Annotated in this window: 15 protein-coding genes; 9 read left to right on the top strand and 6 right to left on the bottom strand. The window is 72.3% G+C overall.

What is annotated here, in order from left to right:
* Positions 1-18: 18 nt before the first annotated feature.
* Positions 19-1,458 (bottom strand): NADP-dependent phosphogluconate dehydrogenase, encoded by a 1,440-nt coding sequence (gene gnd, locus HDA41_RS36090; protein WP_184991563.1) that lies wholly within the window; start codon positions 1,456-1,458, stop codon positions 19-21.
* A 349-nt stretch (positions 1,459-1,807) separates the two neighbouring features.
* On the opposite strand from gnd, the gene HDA41_RS36095 reads away from it, so the two are divergent.
* The gene (locus HDA41_RS36095) at positions 1,808-3,064 is read left to right on the top strand and encodes a peptidoglycan DD-metalloendopeptidase family protein (protein ID WP_184991565.1); all 1,257 of its coding nucleotides are present in this window, start codon (positions 1,808-1,810) and stop codon (positions 3,062-3,064) included.
* Here the strand turns inward: HDA41_RS36095 and HDA41_RS36100 are convergent.
* Positions 3,054-4,448, bottom strand: coding sequence for a DMT family transporter (locus HDA41_RS36100; protein ID WP_184991567.1), 1,395 nt, complete (start codon positions 4,446-4,448; stop codon positions 3,054-3,056). The genes HDA41_RS36095 and HDA41_RS36100 overlap by 11 nt on opposite strands.
* A 209-nt stretch (positions 4,449-4,657) precedes the next feature.
* Between HDA41_RS36100 and HDA41_RS36105 the strand changes: the two genes are divergently transcribed.
* The 7 genes from HDA41_RS36105 (at position 4,658) to HDA41_RS36135 (ending at position 12,172) form a co-directional block, all read left to right on the top strand.
* Positions 4,658-5,413: a (2Fe-2S)-binding protein gene (locus HDA41_RS36105; RefSeq protein WP_184991569.1), complete on the top strand. Its 756-nt coding sequence runs from the start codon at positions 4,658-4,660 to the stop codon at positions 5,411-5,413.
* A 39-nt stretch (positions 5,414-5,452) separates the two neighbouring features.
* Positions 5,453-6,604, top strand: coding sequence for a glycogen synthase (gene glgA, locus HDA41_RS36110; protein WP_184991570.1), 1,152 nt, complete (start codon positions 5,453-5,455; stop codon positions 6,602-6,604).
* Positions 6,605-6,655: 51 nt separating this feature from the next.
* Positions 6,656-7,876 (top strand): glucose-1-phosphate adenylyltransferase, encoded by a 1,221-nt coding sequence (gene glgC, locus HDA41_RS36115; protein WP_184991573.1) that lies wholly within the window; start codon positions 6,656-6,658, stop codon positions 7,874-7,876.
* A gap of 248 nt (positions 7,877-8,124) precedes the next feature.
* Complete coding sequence (locus tag HDA41_RS36120) at positions 8,125-9,468, top strand: wax ester/triacylglycerol synthase family O-acyltransferase (RefSeq protein ID WP_184991575.1); 1,344 nt, start codon at positions 8,125-8,127, stop codon at positions 9,466-9,468.
* A 104-nt stretch (positions 9,469-9,572) separates the two neighbouring features.
* Positions 9,573-11,075: an SDR family NAD(P)-dependent oxidoreductase gene (locus tag HDA41_RS36125; protein ID WP_184991576.1), complete on the top strand. Its 1,503-nt coding sequence runs from the start codon at positions 9,573-9,575 to the stop codon at positions 11,073-11,075.
* A gap of 384 nt (positions 11,076-11,459) precedes the next feature.
* Entirely contained in the window at positions 11,460-11,633 is a 174-nt protein-coding gene (locus tag HDA41_RS36130; protein ID WP_107084056.1) for a hypothetical protein, read from the top strand.
* 56 nt (positions 11,634-11,689) lie between these two features.
* A complete protein-coding gene (locus HDA41_RS36135) occupies positions 11,690-12,172 on the top strand; it encodes a GNAT family N-acetyltransferase (RefSeq protein WP_184991578.1) in 483 nt (160 codons plus the stop codon).
* 27 nt (positions 12,173-12,199) lie between these two features.
* Here HDA41_RS36135 and HDA41_RS36140 read toward each other — a convergent pair whose 3' ends face one another.
* The 3 genes from HDA41_RS36140 to HDA41_RS36150 form a co-directional block, all read right to left on the bottom strand.
* A complete protein-coding gene (locus tag HDA41_RS36140; RefSeq protein WP_184991580.1) occupies positions 12,200-12,619 on the bottom strand; it encodes a VOC family protein in 420 nt (139 codons plus the stop codon).
* A gap of 209 nt (positions 12,620-12,828) precedes the next feature.
* A complete protein-coding gene (locus tag HDA41_RS36145) occupies positions 12,829-14,172 on the bottom strand; it encodes an amidase (protein WP_184991582.1) in 1,344 nt (447 codons plus the stop codon).
* Between the two features lie 155 nt (positions 14,173-14,327).
* Positions 14,328-15,359 carry an alpha/beta hydrolase family protein gene (locus HDA41_RS36150; RefSeq protein WP_184991585.1) on the bottom strand — a complete coding sequence of 344 codons (1,032 nt, stop codon included), beginning with the start codon at positions 15,357-15,359 and terminating at the stop codon, positions 14,328-14,330.
* A gap of 178 nt (positions 15,360-15,537) precedes the next feature.
* On the opposite strand from HDA41_RS36150, the gene HDA41_RS36155 reads away from it, so the two are divergent.
* The gene (locus tag HDA41_RS36155) at positions 15,538-16,011 is read left to right on the top strand and encodes a carboxymuconolactone decarboxylase family protein (RefSeq protein ID WP_184991587.1); all 474 of its coding nucleotides are present in this window, start codon (positions 15,538-15,540) and stop codon (positions 16,009-16,011) included.
* Positions 16,012-16,041: 30 nt separating this feature from the next.
* Here HDA41_RS36155 and HDA41_RS36160 read toward each other — a convergent pair whose 3' ends face one another.
* Positions 16,042-16,746, bottom strand: a complete 705-nt coding sequence (locus HDA41_RS36160; RefSeq protein WP_184991588.1) for a FadR/GntR family transcriptional regulator — start codon at positions 16,744-16,746, stop codon at positions 16,042-16,044.
* Between the last annotated feature and the right edge of the window lie 98 nt (positions 16,747-16,844).

Raw genomic sequence — 16,844 nt, forward strand, 5'->3', positions numbered from 1 at the left:
GTTCTCAGCGCGGAGCGCCTACGCGGAGACCTCCGACCGGTCCCCACCCCACAGCGTGTGGAACGACCCGTCCCGGTCCACCCTCCGGTAGGTGTGCGCACCGAAGTAGTCCCGCTGCCCCTGGGTCAGCGCCGCCGGCAGCCGCTCGGCGCGCAGGGCGTCGTAGTAGGCGAGCGCCGCGGCGAAACCGGGCGTCGGCACACCCTGACGGGTCGCGGCGACCAGCACCTCGCGCCAGTCGTCCTGGGCGTCTCCGATCTCCTGCGCGAACGTCGCGTCCGACAGCAGGCTCGGCAGATCGGGCCGGGCGTCGTAGGCCGCGCGGATACGGTCCAGGAAGGCCGCGCGGATGATGCAGCCGCCCCGCCACAGCGCGGACACCGCACCCAGGTCGATGTCCCAGCCGTACTCGCCGCGGGCCGCGTCGATCTCGTGGAAGCCCTGCGTGTACGACACGATCTTCGACGCGTACAGCGCCTGCTCCACCCGGTCGGCGAAGGCCCGGGCCTCCGACTCGCTCATCGGCTGCGCCTTCGGTCCGGCCAGCCCGCGCGAGGCCTCCCGCAGCTCCGCGTGGCCCGACAGCGAACGGGCGAAGACGGCCTCGGCGATGCCGGACACCGGCACCCCCAGGTCGAGCGCGATCTGCACGGTCCAGCGGCCGGTGCCCTTCTGCTCGGCCTGGTCCACCACCACGTCCACGAACGGCTTGCCCGTCTCCGCGTCCACGTGCGAGAGCACCTCGGCCGTGATCTCGATCAGGTACGAGTCGAGACGGCCCTGGTTCCAGGTGCGGAAGATCTCCGCGATCTGGGCGGGGGTGTATCCGGCGACGTCGCGCAGCAGCTGGTACGCCTCGCCGATGAGCTGCATGTCCGCGTACTCGATGCCGTTGTGCACCATCTTCACGAAGTGCCCGGCACCGTCCGGACCGACGTGCGAGACGCACGGCGAACCGTCGGCGGCCTTCGCCGAGATCTTCTCCAGCATCGGGCCCAGCGAGTCGTACGACTCCTTGGGACCGCCCGGCATGATGCTCGGTCCGTTGAGCGCGCCCTCCTCGCCGCCGGACACGCCCATGCCGACGAAGTGGATGCCCTGCTCGCGCAGGTCGCGCTCCCGGCGCCGGGTGTCCGCGAAATGCGCGTTGCCGCCGTCGATGATCATGTCGCCGGGCTCCAGCAGCGGGGCGAACTCCTGGATCACCGCGTCCGTCGGCTCACCGGCCTTCACCATCACGACCAGCCGCCGCGGCCGCTCCAGCGCGGTCACGAACTCCTTGGCGCTCTCGCACGCGACGAACTCCCCCTCGCCGCCGAACTCCTCGACCAGGGCGCGCGTACGCGCGGGCGTCCGGTTGTGCACTGCCACCGTGTAGCCGTTGCGGGCGAAGTTGCGGGCGAGGTTGCGGCCCATGACCGCGAGACCCGTGACGCCGATCTGCGCTGTACTGCTCATTCGGTTGGCTCCTAAAGACCTCGGTATCGCTGCTGCGGATGGTGTCCACCAGCATGCCCCCGTCGACCATCCTGACGTGCCGCTACTTCGACCGCACGCGCGGGTCGTGCGGCGTCGCGCAGGCAGATACGCACAAGAGCCCCCGTCGCACTCACCCGAGGTACGCGTCCCCGCGTGCGCCGCACCCGCGCACCGGGTGCCGTACGCGGTGCACCGCCGTGGCGCACGTCGCGCAACAGGGGCCTCATCCCGGCCATTTGGGCAACCGGGCGGCTGATAGCCGCCTTGTCCTGGCCGGTTCGCAGCGCTTACTTTTGCCCCTCCTGACGCATGTCTAGGGGGGCTCTCGATGGCCGTACGCGGCCGGCATCGCCGGTATCAGCCGAACAGGATCAACCGCGCCTCACTCACCGTCACGGCGGGCGGCGCGGGCATGGCGCTCCCGTTCATGGGCGCCGGCACCGCCCAGGCGGCGGACGTGGCCACCTGGAACAAGGTCGCCGCCTGCGAGTCGAGCAACGACTGGAACATCAACACCGGCAACGGCTTCTACGGCGGACTCCAGTTCACCCAGTCCACCTGGGAGGCGTACGGCGGCCGGGCCTACGCGGCGCGCGCGGACCTGGCCACCAAGGACCAGCAGATCGCCGTCGCCGAGAAGGTGCTCGACGGGCAGGGCCCGGGCGCCTGGCCGACGTGCTCCGTACGGGCCGGACTGACCCGGGGCGGAGCCGAGCCCGACATCCGGCCGGCCGGCGAGCGCACGAGGCAGGACGAGAAGGCAGACCGGAAGCAGAGGCCGAGGACCTCCATCGAGGACGTGCGGCCGCAGTCCACGCCGCAGTCCCGGGCGGGCAGCGCCGAGATGTACACGGTGGTGCGGGGCGACACCCTCTCCGGCATCGCGGAGGAGCGGGAGGTGCGGGGTGGCTGGCGAGGTCTGTACGCCGCCAACCGCTCGGCCATAGGGGGCGATCCCGATCTGATCGTGCCCGGTCAGCGGCTCGCGCTGCGCGGCGAGAGCGCCACGAAGACGCGTCCCGCGCCCGAGCGGGTGCCGTCGGCCAAGCCGTCGACGAAGAAGCCGGCATCGCAGACGCCGGCACCCGAGAAGCCGTCCCCGGATCGCGCCGAGGAGCGGGCCGAGGAGCGGGCCAAGGACGAGAGCAAGGAGCGCGCCGCACGGTCCACGACCGCCCGGCAGGGCCTGGTCGCCCCCGTCAGCGCCTCCTTGGGGACGCCGTACCGCAAGGCCGGCTCGTCCTGGTCGAAGGGCTACCACACCGGCGTCGACTTCCCCGTGCCCACGGGCACGTCCGTCAAGTCGGTCGCTTCGGGCAGCGTCGTCAGCGCGGGGTGGGGCGGCTCGTACGGCTACCAGGTCGTGATCCGGCACGGCGACGGCCGCTACAGCCAGTACGCCCACCTGTCGGCGATCTCCGTGCGGGACGGCCAGACGGTGAGCGCGGGCCAGCGCATCGGCCGCTCCGGCTCCACCGGGAACAGCTCGGGCCCGCATCTGCACTTCGAGGTGCGGACGGGGCCCGGGTTCGGCACGGACGTCGACCCCATCGCGTATCTGAGGGCCGGCGGCGTCAGGATCTGATGCGCATACGGTGTCGGTCCACCGTGGGCATCGCCACGTACGGGATGCCGTAGAAGGCCGCGTAGGAGAGCGGGCGTTCCCCGGAGGACACCGGCGGTTCCCCGCTCTCGTACGTGGCGTCCGGGCCGGCGTCGCGCTCATCGGCGACGGCAGCCGCGGGCACCGGCACGCCCTCTGACGGCCCCCGACCGGTCCCACCGAGGTGACCAGCCCCGGCCCCCAGCGCCCTGGGCAGCGCACCCACGCCCACGGTCTCGGGCAGCGCGCCGATGCCGGGCGGGGCCCCCAGGGGCTCCGGCGAGGCGCTCAAGGGCCCGCTCAAGCCGCCCCCACGCCCGGACTGCGCACCCACCGTCTCCAGCACGCCCCGTAGGCTCCCGGTCGGCTCCCCGGCGGGCCCGGACTGCGCACCCACCGTCTCCCGCACACCCCGCACGCCGCCAACCGGCACCGCCGCGGGCCCGGGCAGCGTCCCCGTCGCCCCGAGGCCCGTGTCCGCGGGAAGCAGTCCCGTCCCGGCGACCTCCAGCCCCGTTCCCTCGCTCTCCGGCCGGGCGTGTGTGAGCCGCTCCGTCGTCAGCAGGATCAGACCGCCCGCGGCCACGACGCCGCAGCTCAGGGCGAGCGCCGTGCCCGTCGTGCCGTAGCGGAAGGTTTCTCCGAACATGGTGATGCCGACCGCGGCCGCCACCACCGGGTTCACGACCGTCAGCGTGGCCAGGGGTGCGGCGAGGCCGGCGCCGCGGTAGGAGGCCTGCGACAGCAGCATGCCGGCCGTGGCGAGGACGCCGATCACGGCGAGGGACGGCACGTCCGCCGCCGACACACCGCCGGTCCAGTCGACCGCGACGGTCTTGGTGAACACCGAGGACATGCCGAACGCGATACCGGAGGCGGTCGCCAGCAGCGTGCTGCGGACCGCCGGGTGCCGGTGCGCGGCCCGGCCGGCGATCATCAGCGCCACGACCACGCCCGCGGTGACCACGGCCACGGCCACCCGCTCAGCCGCGTCCAGCGACTGCGCGTCGGACGCGGCGACCAGGGACAGCAGACCGGCGAGCCCCACCGTCGCCATGATCGCGCCCCGCCACGCCGTGGCACCCGCCTTGCGGCCGACGAACAGCGCCGCCATCGGCAGGGCCACCACGATGGTCAGCGCGCCGAGCGGCTGCACCAGGCTGAGCGGGCCGTACGCCAGCGCCACCACGTGCAGCAGTCCACCGAGGCCGTTGAGCGCGACCGCCGCCCACCAGCCCGGCCGGCGCAGCGGCGCGTACTGCTCGCCCGGCGAGGACTCCGCCACCCGCTCCTGCACGATCGCCCCGCCCGCGTAGGCGAACGCGGACACCAGAGACAGCAGGACGGACAACGCGAGGGCGCTCATCGGCTGCTCCTCTGCGTCAGGCGGGGGCGCTCGGCCCGGCGCGGCGAAAGGTCGGCTTTCATGACCAACACCCTGCCGTGTCCAGGTCTTCCCGTCGTCGTCCCTGAGCACTCATTGGGTCCTACTGCCGATGGAGTACGAGGGGAGCCCCGTCATCCCCAGGGTGGGCGACCCGGTAGGGGGTCCCCGGGTCGCGTCCCTTAGGGGCCTTGGTAGTACTGCTCTTCGTGGACCTCGACCCCGGCCTTGCCGCGCTCCGCCCGCTCGGCGGCTACTTCGTGCTGCGCACGGGAGAAGCGGCGGCCGGGCCTCTCCCCACTCTCGCACAGGCCTACGCCGACGCGGCACCGGATATGTACGGAAATCCCCTGATTTTCCGTGTCGGCAAAGTCGCGGACGCGTTGCGCGCCCCGGAGGTGCGCGTCGCGGCGTCCGTGGCCCACCTGGGACTGGCGGCCCGTCTCTGGTCCGTGGCCCTCGGCTGCGCCGCGCTCTACGGCCGCGTCCCCGACCTCGACGCCCGGCTGCTGCACTGGGACGCCGGCGCCGGAGCCCCCGACGACCTGTGGCTGTCGGACGTACGGCCGCTCCCCGGGGACGCCGCGGCCGTCGCGGACGTCGTCCTGCACGGCCACCTCGAACCCCTCTCGGCGGCCCTGCGCGCCCGCCACCGCCTCGCCCCGGGCCTGCTGCGGGGCAACGCCGCCTCCGCGCTGGCGGGCGCCGCGCGGGAACTCGACCGCTGGGCCCGGCGGCAGGGCCGTGCGGACACCGCCGCCCGGGCCCGTTCCCTGGCCGCCGGACTCCTCGCGCACCCCCTGCTGGCCGGATCCGGAACCCTCGCCGGAACGGCCTTCCGGCGCCGCAGCTGCTGTCTGTACTACCGCGTGCCCGACGGGGGGCTTTGTGGTGACTGTTGCTTCACACGGCCGCCTCGCTCTTCCCCACAGGCCCCATCTGGGTGACCATGAAAGGGAACGGCCGCTGAGAGCAGGGAGTTGCGGGTGCGAGTGGGACTGCTGACCCGGGAGTACCCGCCGGATGTGTACGGCGGTGCAGGTGTCCACGTGGAGTTCCTCGCCCGGGAGCTCAGATCGCTGGTCGACCTGGACGTGCACTGCTGGGGCGAGGGCCGCGCCGACGGCGTGCTGCGCCACCGGCCCTGGTCCGCGCTCGACGGCGCCAACGACGCGCTGCGCACCTTCTCCGTCGACCTGGCCATGGCCGCCGCCCTCGAAGGGCGCGAGCTGGTCCACTCCCACACCTGGTACGCCAACCTCGGCGGCCACCTCGCCAAGCTGCTCTACGGCATCCCGCACGTGATGACCGCGCACTCCCTGGAGCCACTGCGCCCCTGGAAGGCCGAGCAGCTCGGCGGCGGCTACGAGCTGTCGAGCTGGGCCGAGCGCACCGCGATCGAGGCCGCCGACGCGGTGATCGCCGTCTCCGGCGCCATGCGCGAGGACATCCTCGGCTGCTACCCGGCCCTGGACCCGGACAAGGTGCACGTCGTGCACAACGGCATCGACACGAGCCTGTACCGGCCCGACCACGGCACCGACGCCCTGGAGCGGATCGGCCTCGACCGCTCCCGCCCGTACGTGCTGTTCGTCGGCCGCATCACCCGCCAGAAGGGAGTGCCCCACCTGCTGCGCGCGGTGCGGGACATCGATCCGGCCACGCAGGTCGTGCTGTGCGCGGGCGCACCGGACACGCCGGAGATCGACCAGGAGTTCCGCGAGCTGTTCGGGGAGCTGAGCCGGGTCCGTGACGGCGTGTTCTGGATTCCGAAGATGCTGCCGCGCCCCGAGGTGATCCAGCTCCTGACACACGCCGCGCTGTTCGTCTGCCCCTCGGTCTACGAGCCGCTCGGCATCGTGAACCTGGAGGCGATGGCCTGCGGCACGCCCGTGGTGGCGTCGGCGGTCGGCGGCATCCCCGAGGTCGTGGACGACGGCAGGACGGGTCTGCTCGTCCCGGCCGGCGACGGCTTCGAGGCGGGGCTCGCCCGGGCCATGGACTCCGTCCTGAGCGATCCGGAGGCCGCCCGGCGGATGGGCGAGGCCGGGCGGGAACGCGCGGTCGGCGAGTTCGGCTGGGACGCGGTGGCCCGCCGCACGGTACGGCTCTACGAGAAGATCGTGAAACAGGCTTAGTACGAGCTACTCGGGGGCAGGCATCCGGAAATCGGCGTGAGGGGAGCGGCCATGCGTCGTGGTGGTCCATCGGTCCTGGGAATCGTGCTGGCCGGCGGAGAGGGCAAGCGTCTGATGCCTCTGACCGCGGACCGGGCGAAACCCGCGGTGACCTTCGGCGGTACGTACCGCCTGGTCGACTTCGTCCTGTCCAACTTGGTGAACGCCGACGTCCTGCGCATCTGCGTCCTGACGCAGTACAAGTCGCACTCCTTGGACCGGCACATCACCACCACGTGGCGGATGTCGAGCCTGCTCGGCAACTACGTCACACCCGTGCCCGCCCAGCAGCGCCTGGGCCCGCGCTGGTACCTGGGCAGCGCCGACGCGATCCTCCAGTCGCTGAACCTGATCTACGACGAGCGCCCCGAGTACGTCGCCGTCTTCGGCGCCGACCACGTCTACCGCATGGACCCCCGCCAGATGCTCACCCAGCACATCGACAGCGGCGCGGGCGTCACGGTGGCCGGGATCCGGGTGCCGCGCAGCGAGTCCTCGGCGTTCGGTGTGATCACGCCCGGTTCGGACGGCCAGACGGTGGAGCGCTTCCTGGAGAAGCCGGCGGACCCGCCCGGTTTGGCGGACGACCCCGAGATGGTCTTCGCCTCCATGGGCAACTACATCTTCACCACGAAGGCCCTCATCGAGGCGCTCCAGCGGGACGCGGAGGAGGAGCACTCCGTGCACGACATGGGCGGCTCGATCCTGCCCCAGCTCACCGACCGGGGCGAGGCCGCGCTGTACGACTTCAGCGCCAACCACGTGCCCGGCGAGACCACCCGCGACCAGGGCTACTGGCGGGACGTCGGCACGCTGGACGCCTACTACGAGGCGCACATGGACCTGATCGCCGAGCGCCCGGCCTTCAACCTGTACAACCGCAGCTGGCCCATCTACACGCACTCGTACCAGCTCTCGCCGGCCCGATTCAACGCCGGCGGCATCGCCAGCGAGTCCATCATCAGCGCCGGCTGCCTCATCCGCGGACAGGTCACGCGGTCCGTGCTGTCGCCGGGTGTGGTGGTCGACCCGGGGGCCGTCGTGCAGGGGTCGGTGCTGCACGACAACGTGCACATCGGCCGGGGCGCGGTGGTGCGCGGTGCCGTGCTCGACAAGAACGTCGAGGTGCCGCCGGGCGCGACGATCGGCGTCAACCCGGAGCGCGACGCGGAGCTGTACACGGTGTCCAAGGGCGGCGTCATCGCCCTTGGTAAGGGGCAGCTGGTCACCTGAGGAGAGCGGCTGCGGCGGCTGAGGACAGCGCACCGGGCGCTGATCCATGACGCCTCCCGGGTGACTCCCACGGAGTGCCCGGCGCCGCAACCTGTGCTGGACTGACCACAGATGCACCATAAGTCCCGCCCCTTTCCCGGGGCGGGACTTAATGTGCTGTTAACTGTGCGTAGCATGATCGTGCTTGACCGTAATCGGCCGGGGGCGATTGACTGCTGGCCCACCCATCGTCGACGCGAGGCAAGCCCTTGACTGCTGACCTGCTCGCTCCTCTCGACCTGGCGTTCTGGAACATCGAGTCCGCGGACCACCCGATGCACCTCGGCGCGCTCGGGATCTTCTCGGCCCACTCGCCCGCCGCCGGCGCCCACGCGGCGGACCTGCTCGCGGCCCGCGCCGCCGGCGTGCCCGGACTGCGGATGCGGATCCGCAACGTGTGGCAGCCGCTGCCCGACGCGCTGCGCCGGCCCCTCGCCTTCGGCGGCGCGGAGCGCGAGCCCGACCCGGACTTCGACCCTCTGAACCATGTGCGGCTGCACGCGCCGACCGCCGATTTCCACTCGGTCGCGGGCCGGCTCATGGGACGGCCGCTGGAGCGGGGACGGCCGCCGTGGGAGGCGCATGTGCTGCCCGGCGAGGACGGGGTCTCCTTCGCGGTGCTGTTCAAGTTCCACCACGCCCTGGCCGACGGGCTGCGAGCGCTGACCCTCGCCGCGGGCGTCATGGACCCGATGGACATGCCCGCGCCCCGGCCCCGCCCCGCCGAGCCCCCGCGCGGTCTGCTGCCGGACGTGCGCGACCTGCCCGGCATGCTGCGCGGCGCCCTGTCCGACGTGGGCCAGGCCCTGGACATCGGCGCCTCCGTCGCCCGTTCCTCCCTCGACGTGCGCTCCACCCCCGCGCTCACCTGCGAGCCGAGCGGCACCCGACGCACCGCCGGAGTGCTGCTCGACCTCGACGACGTGCACCGCGTCCGCAAGACCGTCGGCGGCACCGTCAACGACGTCCTGATCGCGGTCGTCGCGGGCGCGCTGCGCCGGTGGCTCGACGAGCGCGGCGACGGCAGCGAGGACGTCGCGCCCCGCGCCCTGATCCCCGTCTCCAAGCGCCGCCCGCGCACCGCGTACCCGCAGGGCAACCGGCTCTCCGGCTACCTGATACGGCTTCCGGTGGACGACCCGGACCCGCTGGCCCGCCTCGCCTCGGTCCGCACCGCCATGGACCGCAACAAGGACGCCGGCCCCAACCGGGGCGCGGGCGCCGTCGCTCTGCTCGCCGACCACGTCCCGGCCCTGGCCCACCGGCTGGGCGGACCGCTGGTCGGCCAGGCGGCCCGGCTCTGGTTCGACATCCTGGTCACCAGCGTGCCCCTGCCCAGCCTCGGCCTGAAGCTGGGCGGCAACCCGCTCACCGCCGTCTTCCCGTTCGCCCCGCTGGCCCCCGGCCACTCCGTGGCGGTGGCGGTGTCGACGTACCGGGGGGGCGTGCACTACGGGCTCGTCGCCGACGGCAGGGCCGTGCCGGACCTCGACCGGCTCGCGGCGGCCGTCTCGGAGGAGGTGCGCACTCTGATCAAGGCCTGCCGGCCCTGAATCGCCCGGGTTTGGCGGTGCGGCCCGCTGCTCCGTAAAATTCGCCCTTCGAAAGCGGGCGCGACCGGCGCGCCACCACGGCACAGCAGGGAACGACAGCGGCGATGACGGTGACAGAGGACGGCCCGCAGGCCATGGACGAGGCGAGCGGGCTCTCGTACGGACCCGGCATCGACCCGGAGCGGCTGGCCGTCTGCCTCAGCGTGCTCGAGGAACTCGACAAGCTGGAGATCGACCACCCGGACGCCGTCGCCGTGCGCCGGGCCACCGCGGGCGTCTACCGCACGGTCAAGCAGCGCCGCCGCCAGGAGCGCCGGGCCGCCAAGACCGCCCACGACAAGGCGGTCACGGAGGCCACGGCGACCGGCTCCGCCCAGCGCATCGACGACGAGACCGAGGGCCTGCTGCCGTCGTCGGCCACCGAGGAGGGCAGGATCGCGGGGATACTCCAGCGCCCGCGCTCCTGCTACACCTGCAAGACCCGGTACGTGGAAGTCGACTACTTCTACCACCAGCTCTGTCCCGACTGCGCCGCCATGAACCGCGCCAAGCGCGACGTCCGTGCCGACCTCACCGGCAAGCGCGCCCTGCTCACCGGCGGCCGCGCCAAGATCGGCATGTACATCGCGCTCCGGCTGCTGCGCGACGGCGCGCACACCACGATCACCACGCGCTTCCCGAAGGACGCCATCCGCCGCTTCAAGGCGATGGACGATTCGGCGGACTGGATCCACCGCCTGGAGGTCGTCGGCATCGACCTGCGCGACCCGGCCCAGGCCGTGGCCCTCGCGGAGCAGGTCGCCGAGGCGGGCCCGCTCGACATCCTCGTCAACAACGCGACCCAGACCGTACGCCGGCTGCCCTCCGCCTACGCCGCGCTGGTCGAGGGCGAGAGCGCCCCGCTGCCCGCCGGTGAACTCCCCGCCCACCACGTCATCGGCGCCTTCAACTCCGGCGCGGTCGACGGCCTGGCCGCGCTGCCCCTGGGCACCAGCGGCCTCGACGCCCAACAGGTCGCCGACCTCGCCCTGGTGGCGGGCAACGCCAGCGTCGAGCGGCACCTCGACGGCACGGCGATCGACGCGGGCGGCCTTGTCCCGGACGTCGTGGACAGCAACACCTGGGTGCAGACGATCGAACAGATCTCGCCGGTGGAGCTGCTGGAGACCCAGCTGTGCAACTACACGGCGCCGTTCATCCTGATCAGCCGGCTCCGCCCGGTCATGGCCGAGGCCGCGAGGAAGGCGGCGAGCGGACGCGCGTACGTCGTGAACGTCTCGGCGATGGAGGGCGTGTTCGGACGCGGCTACAAGGGGGCGGGACACCCGAACACGAACGCCGCCAAGGCCGCGATGAACATGGTCACGCGGACCAGCGCGCAGGAGATGTTCCAGACCGACGGGATTCTGATGACCTCGGTCGACACGGGGTGGATCACGGACGAGCGGCCTCATTACGACAAGTTGCGGCTTGCGGAGGCCGGGTTCCACGCGCCGCTGGACCTGGTCGACGGTGCGGCCCGGGTGTACGACCCGATCGTGCGGGGTGAGGCGGGGGAGGACCTGTACGGGGTCTTTCTGAAGGACTACGCGCCGGGGAAGTGGTAGGAGCGGCGTGAACCGCGCAGCCGTCTGGAAGTCGCCGGTGCGGGCTTACACCGTTCGAGTGATCCGCAAAACGTCCTTTCCTCTGGCAAATCGGTGCGTAAACCCGAGTTGAACACGGGATGACGCGCGATCGTTACCGGTAGTTTTCAGCCCCATCGAGCGGGGGGCCGCTCATTTGGTTAATCTGAGGCGGACGGACAGCAGGACGGGATCCACACCCACGGTCCGTCATGGGACAAGCCGGTACACCACGGCCTGCGCTCCCGCGAGTTACCGGCGCCACCGCGTCCGAACTGCATTTGGCATCAGACCCGAGCGGGCGGCAGGCGCAGAGCAGGACCGGCGCACACGTCCCGAGGGTGACCGACACATAAGGAGTGCGCGGTGACACCGGAGAAGACGAATCGCGAGCAACGCCCCAAGGAACGCACCGAGCGTAAGGGCCATCGGTCCGACGAGCTCGGCAGCCTCGACGTGTGGGCCCGGTCGGCCCCGATCCGCCTCGCGGGCTACGAGGAGGACCTCGCCGAGCCCCACATCCTGCCCAGCGTGGACTGACCGGGCGCCGCCTCCTCCGCGATCGTCGAGCGCATGGGCGTGCCAGACTCCCGTCCATGCTGATCAGGGAAGCAACGGCTGACGACTGGCCGCGCATCTGGCCGTTCTGGCACCGTATCGTCGCCGCGGGCGAGACCTACGCATGGGACCCGGGCACCTCCGAGGAGGAGGCCCGGGTCCTGTGGATGAATCCGGCGAAACGCGTCTACGTCGTCGAGGACGACAGCGGCGGTGTCGTCGCCTCCGCCTACCTCACCCCCAACTACGGCGGCCCCGCCGCCCGCATCGCCAACGCCGGCTTCATGGTCGACCCGGACCAGGGCGGCCGGGGCTACGGCCGGGCCCTCGCCGAACACCTCCTGACCGAGGCCAGGGCCGCCGGCTACCGGGGCATGGTGTTCAACGCCGTCGTCGAGACCAACCCGGCCGTGAAGCTGTGGACCTCCCTCGGCTTCACCATCCTCGGCACCGTCCCCGACGCGTTCGAGCACCCCCGGCACGGCCTCGTCGGACTGCACATCATGCACCGGGCGCTCTGAAGCAGCCAGAGGTCATGACCGGGGCCGTCAGGGACGGACGTACGGCCGCGTCATGATCTCCATGTTGTGGCCGTCCGGGTCGTCGAAGTAGGCGCCGCGGCCGCCGAAGAGGTCGTTGACCCGGCCGGGCTGGGTGTGGCTCGGGTCGGCGTAGTAGGTGACCCCCAGCGCCTCCAGCCGGGCGATCATGGTGTCGAACTGCTCCTCGGGCACGAGGAACGCGTAGTGCTGCCCTTGGATCGGCTCGTCGCGCTTCTCGTAGTAGTCGAGGGTCACGCCGTTGCCCAGGTCGACGGGCAGGAACGGCCCGAACGGGGCGCCCACCCTCAGGCCCAGGACCGCCGCCAGGAACTCCGCCGACAGCCAGCGGTCCGAGGCGAAGACGGCGGTGTGGTCGAGGCGGGCGACGGTGGACGGGAGTTCGGGTGCGTGCTGTGCGTGGGACATGGGTTGAATCGTCTCCGGGTTCCGGGATCCGTGGTGAAGCGCCGCAGCGGCGCGAGGGGATGAGGAAACACGGAGACGGGAGGCGGGGCTCGTGCCCTTTCCGGCTCTCGGGCGGGCCCGGGCGGGGTCACCCCCGCCGCGCTCACTCCGAGGCCGGGCGCCTCACTCGTGCATGGCCTACGGCCGACCCGGCAGTCACCCGGCCGACTCTAGTTCATCGGCGCCGTACGCCGCCACGGATTACGGTCCTGCAACTGCTCGGCGAGTTCCAGGAGTTGGTACTCCGTGCCGGGGCGTCCGACCAGCTGCACCGCGCAGGGCGCGCCGGAGGGGAGGGTTCCGCAGGGGACCGACATGGCGGGCCAGCCGGTCAGGTTCCACAGCGGCGTCAAGGGCGAGTGGTTCGTGTTCGCCAGGACGTTGCTCAGCCAGCCCCGTTCGTGCCAGGGCGCGGCCTTCGGGGAACGGCGGGCGAGCGCGGGCGTGAGCAGCGCGTCGTACTCGGCGAAGAACGGCTCCAGCCGCCGGCGCAGTTGCTCCCGGGCCGATCCGGAGCGCGCCCTGCCCAGGAAGGGCCGGCCGAGTCTCGCGTGGACCCGGGTGCGCCGGGTCAGCAGACGCTGGTCGAGGTGCTGGGCGTTCGCGGCGGTGCCGGCCGTCCAGTGGGCCAGTGAGGTCATGGCGAGCGACATCGGATAGGGCGGGTCGGCGCGCCGGACCTGATGGCCCGCCTTCATCAGCACCCCGGCCGCCTCCCGGGCGGCCGCCGTGTACGGCCGGCTGATGGTGACACCGGCCAGCGGACTGCGCAGCGACACGGCGATCCTGAGGGGGCCGGGCTCGGAGCGGAGGGCGGGCTCGTCGCCCGCGAGCACCGAGAGCATCAGACGGGCGTCCTGGACGGTCGTGGCGAGCGGTCCGTTCTCCGACAAGCCGAACCAGTCGCTGTCCCCGGCACCCTTCGGAACCACTCCGTGTCCCGGCTTGATGGTGACCAGGCCGCAGTTGGCGGCCGGTATGCGCAGGGAACCCATGCCGTCGTTGCCGAGGGCGATCGGCACCATCCCGGCGGCGACCGCGGCGGCACTGCCGCCCGACGAACCGCCCGCCGAGCGCGTCGGGTCCCAGGGGTTGCGGGCGGTGCCCAGCACGCCGTCCGTCGTGCCGAAGACACACAGCTCGGGCACGTTCGTCAGCCCCACGACCACCGCGCCCGCCGCCCGCAGCCGGGCCACCGTCGCGTGGTCCCGATCGGCCGGGGTGTCCGGTGTCGCGGCCGAGCCGACGCGGGTGGACTCGCCGCGCACGGCCAGGTTGTCCTTGACGGCCACCGGCACCCCGGCCAGGGGCAGATGGGCGAAGTCGGCGCGAGCGGCCACCTCGTCGGCCTCGGTCAGCGCCGCCTCGGCGCGCACCGTGCGGAAGGCCCCGACACGGCCGTCGAGCCGCTCGATCCGGTCGAGGTGCTCGGCGACCACCTCGCGCGGGGTGACCCGCTTCTCACGTACGGCGGCGGATATCTCGGCGGCGGTGCGGCCGGCCCAGGTGGTCACAGAGGCTCCTCGGCGTGCGGGGACGGGCTTACTGGTGAGTACGTAGGGAGAACTGTGCACCGGCCGGGGGCGCACGTCGAGGTCCTGGGCAGGTCGATGCGCCGTGATGCGCTTCGCGCGCCCCCGGGGGCGCGCCGGTCCCGGGTCTGAGGGGCTCAGCGCAGGTGGCGTGCGAAGAAGGCCTCGGTGATGTCCATCGAGGCCGGCCAGCGCGGCCCGAAGGTGTGTCCCTCGCCGGCGTGGGTGCGCAGTTCGACGTCCTTGCCCGCCTTCTCGAACGCGGCGGCGACCTGCCGTGACCAGGTGAGGGGACAGGTGCCGTCCGCGGTGCCGTGCTGGATCAGCAGGGGTTCGGTGACACGGTCGAGGTATGTCAGGGGCGACACCGCGCGCCAGAAGGCCGGGTTCTCCTCCGGGGTGCCGTGCTTCTCCTCGATCTCGGCCACGAGGGGGTCGCCGTCGGGCCGCTGGAAGTGGTCGATGTTCTCCTCGGGGCGGGCGCTCACCGGCGCGTACGCCACCGCGGCGTCGAACAGTCCGGGCGCCACGACCAGCGTGTTGTACACGACCCCGCCGCCCATCGACCGGCCGAACAGGCCGATCCGGTCGCCGTCGATCTCCGGGCGCCCCGAGTCGCGCAGGGCCAGGGCGGCGCCGATGACGTCCTCCGTGTAGCCGAGGCGCAGGTTCACGTCGTTGTCGGGGTCGTCGTCGGAGCGGGCGTGGTTGCGGTAGTCGGTGTGCAGGACGACGTAGCCGCTGCGGGCCAGGCGGTCCTGCTCCCGCGGCATGCCCTGGCCGCTGACGTAGACGTCCGGGTCGATGTACCCGTGCGCCAGCACGAGCGCGGGAAACGGGCCCTTTCCCTCCGGGATGTTCATGATCCCCGAGACGGTCAGACCGTTCGCCTCGTAGGTGACGGCGTGGCGGGTGTAGGCGGAGGTCCGGTCGAGCACGTCCCCGAGCCGCATCCCGGAGCCGGTGTGCTCGCGCTGCATCAGGGCCGGGAGGGAGACGGGATCGGCCGGGGTGGGCGTGGGGGAGGACGTCGTGCGAGGTGGCTCGCTCGTGGCCGGGGCCGACCTCGCGGAGGCCTCGGGCGCGGCTTCGTCCCCACCGCCGGTACAGCCGGTCGCGACGGCCAGCAGCAGTCCGGCGGTGACCCATGCTGTGCCCCGTAGCCGCATAGGGCTCATTGTCGCCCTCAGGGCCCGCGAGGTGAACCGACATGCGCCGGGTCCGCAGCGACGGCGACGGCGGTAGGACCGGACAGCGGGAGACGCAGGTCACATTCCGCGATGTCACATCGGGGCGGGCCCCGGAGTCATAAGGGCGTAAGCATCGGCAACGACAGAGGAGTTCACCATGAACGCGCGCCTGGACGTCTTCGCCATCCCGAGCGCCGGCAAGGTCATCAAGCAGTTCATGTCCCTGGGGCGGCTGGTCGTGGACTCACCGCTGCCGGCCGCCACCCGGGAGCTGGTCTCGCTCCGGGTGAGCCAGATCAACGGCTGCGCGGTCTGCATCGACATGCACACCAAGGAGGCCGCGGCGGCGGGCGAGACCTCCGTACGCATCAACCTGGTCGCCGCATGGCGGGAGGCGACGGTCTACACCGAGGCCGAGCGCGCCGCGCTCGAACTGGCCGAGCAGGGGACCCGTATCGCGGACGGCGCCGGCGGGGTGCCGGACGAGGTGTGGGAGCGGGCCGCCAGGCACTACGACGAGGAGCAGCTCGTCGCCCTGGTGACCCTGATCGCCTTCATGAACACGGCGAACCGGCTGAACGTCATCCTCCAGCAGCCGGCGGGCGATTACCAGCCCGGTCAGTTCAAGTAGCGGCGGCACGGCGGGCCCTGGGGACTGTCCCTAGGGCCCGAGCTGTGCCCGCAGCCACTCCTCCACCTCGCCCACGTGCGCGGCCGCCGCCGCACGGGCCGCCTCCGGGTCGTGGGCGGCCAGGGCGCGATGGATCGCGGCGTGTTCACGCCGGGTGCGGGCGAAGGCGCCCTCCTCCTGGTAGCCGCGCCACACCCGGGCGCGGAACGTCCGCGACGACAGGCCCTCCAGGATCGCGGCCATGGTCTCGTTGCCCGCGGCCGCCGCGATCTCGCGGTGGAAGGCCAGGTCGTGGGCGAGGATCTCCTCCGGGTCATCCGTGGCGTTCATCGCCGCCAGGTGCTTCTCGACCTCGGCCAGCTGGTCCGCGGTGATCCGGGCGGCGGCCAGTGCCGTCGCCGTCGACTCCAGGATCCGCCGGATCTCCAGCAGCTCCACCAGGCGCGGGCCGCGCGACAGGTCCGCCACGACGCCGAAGGTCTCCAGCAGGTCACCGGCCTCCAGCTGCGTCACGTAGATGCCCGACCCGTGCCGGGCCTCCAGCACGCCCAGCACCGTCAGCGCGCGGATCGCCTCCCGCATCGAGCTGCGGGAGATGCCGAGCTGGACGGCCAGGTCACGTTCGGTCGGCAGCCGCTGGCCCGGCTCCAGCCGTCCCTCACCGATCATCGCCTTGATCCGCTCGATGGCGCGCTGCGTCACGCTGCCCTTGCGCGGGGCTGTCTCGTCGTCCACGCCGTTCCTCCGATCACCGGCTGGGGCGCAGTCTAATCGGCGAGGTGGTCGGACCACTCTGCGCCAAAAGCGCGGAAATCGGCGTCATAGGGTGTTCT

Source organism: Streptomyces caelestis, from assembly GCF_014205255.1.
Taxonomy (GTDB): domain Bacteria; phylum Actinomycetota; class Actinomycetes; order Streptomycetales; family Streptomycetaceae; genus Streptomyces; species Streptomyces caelestis.

Coding starts and splice junctions, on each gene's coding strand:
- gnd (WP_184991563.1), bottom strand. CDS start 1,458: ATGAGCAGTACAGCGCAGATCGGCGTCACGGGTCTCGCGGTCATGGGC.
- HDA41_RS36095 (WP_184991565.1), top strand. CDS start 1,808: ATGGCCGTACGCGGCCGGCATCGCCGGTATCAGCCGAACAGGATCAAC.
- HDA41_RS36100 (WP_184991567.1), bottom strand. CDS start 4,448: ATGAGCGCCCTCGCGTTGTCCGTCCTGCTGTCTCTGGTGTCCGCGTTC.
- glgC (WP_184991573.1), top strand. CDS start 6,656: ATGCGTCGTGGTGGTCCATCGGTCCTGGGAATCGTGCTGGCCGGCGGA.
- HDA41_RS36125 (WP_184991576.1), top strand. CDS start 9,573: ATGACGGTGACAGAGGACGGCCCGCAGGCCATGGACGAGGCGAGCGGG.
- HDA41_RS36135 (WP_184991578.1), top strand. CDS start 11,690: ATGCTGATCAGGGAAGCAACGGCTGACGACTGGCCGCGCATCTGGCCG.
- HDA41_RS36140 (WP_184991580.1), bottom strand. CDS start 12,619: ATGTCCCACGCACAGCACGCACCCGAACTCCCGTCCACCGTCGCCCGC.
- HDA41_RS36150 (WP_184991585.1), bottom strand. CDS start 15,359: ATGCGGCTACGGGGCACAGCATGGGTCACCGCCGGACTGCTGCTGGCC.
- HDA41_RS36155 (WP_184991587.1), top strand. CDS start 15,538: ATGAACGCGCGCCTGGACGTCTTCGCCATCCCGAGCGCCGGCAAGGTC.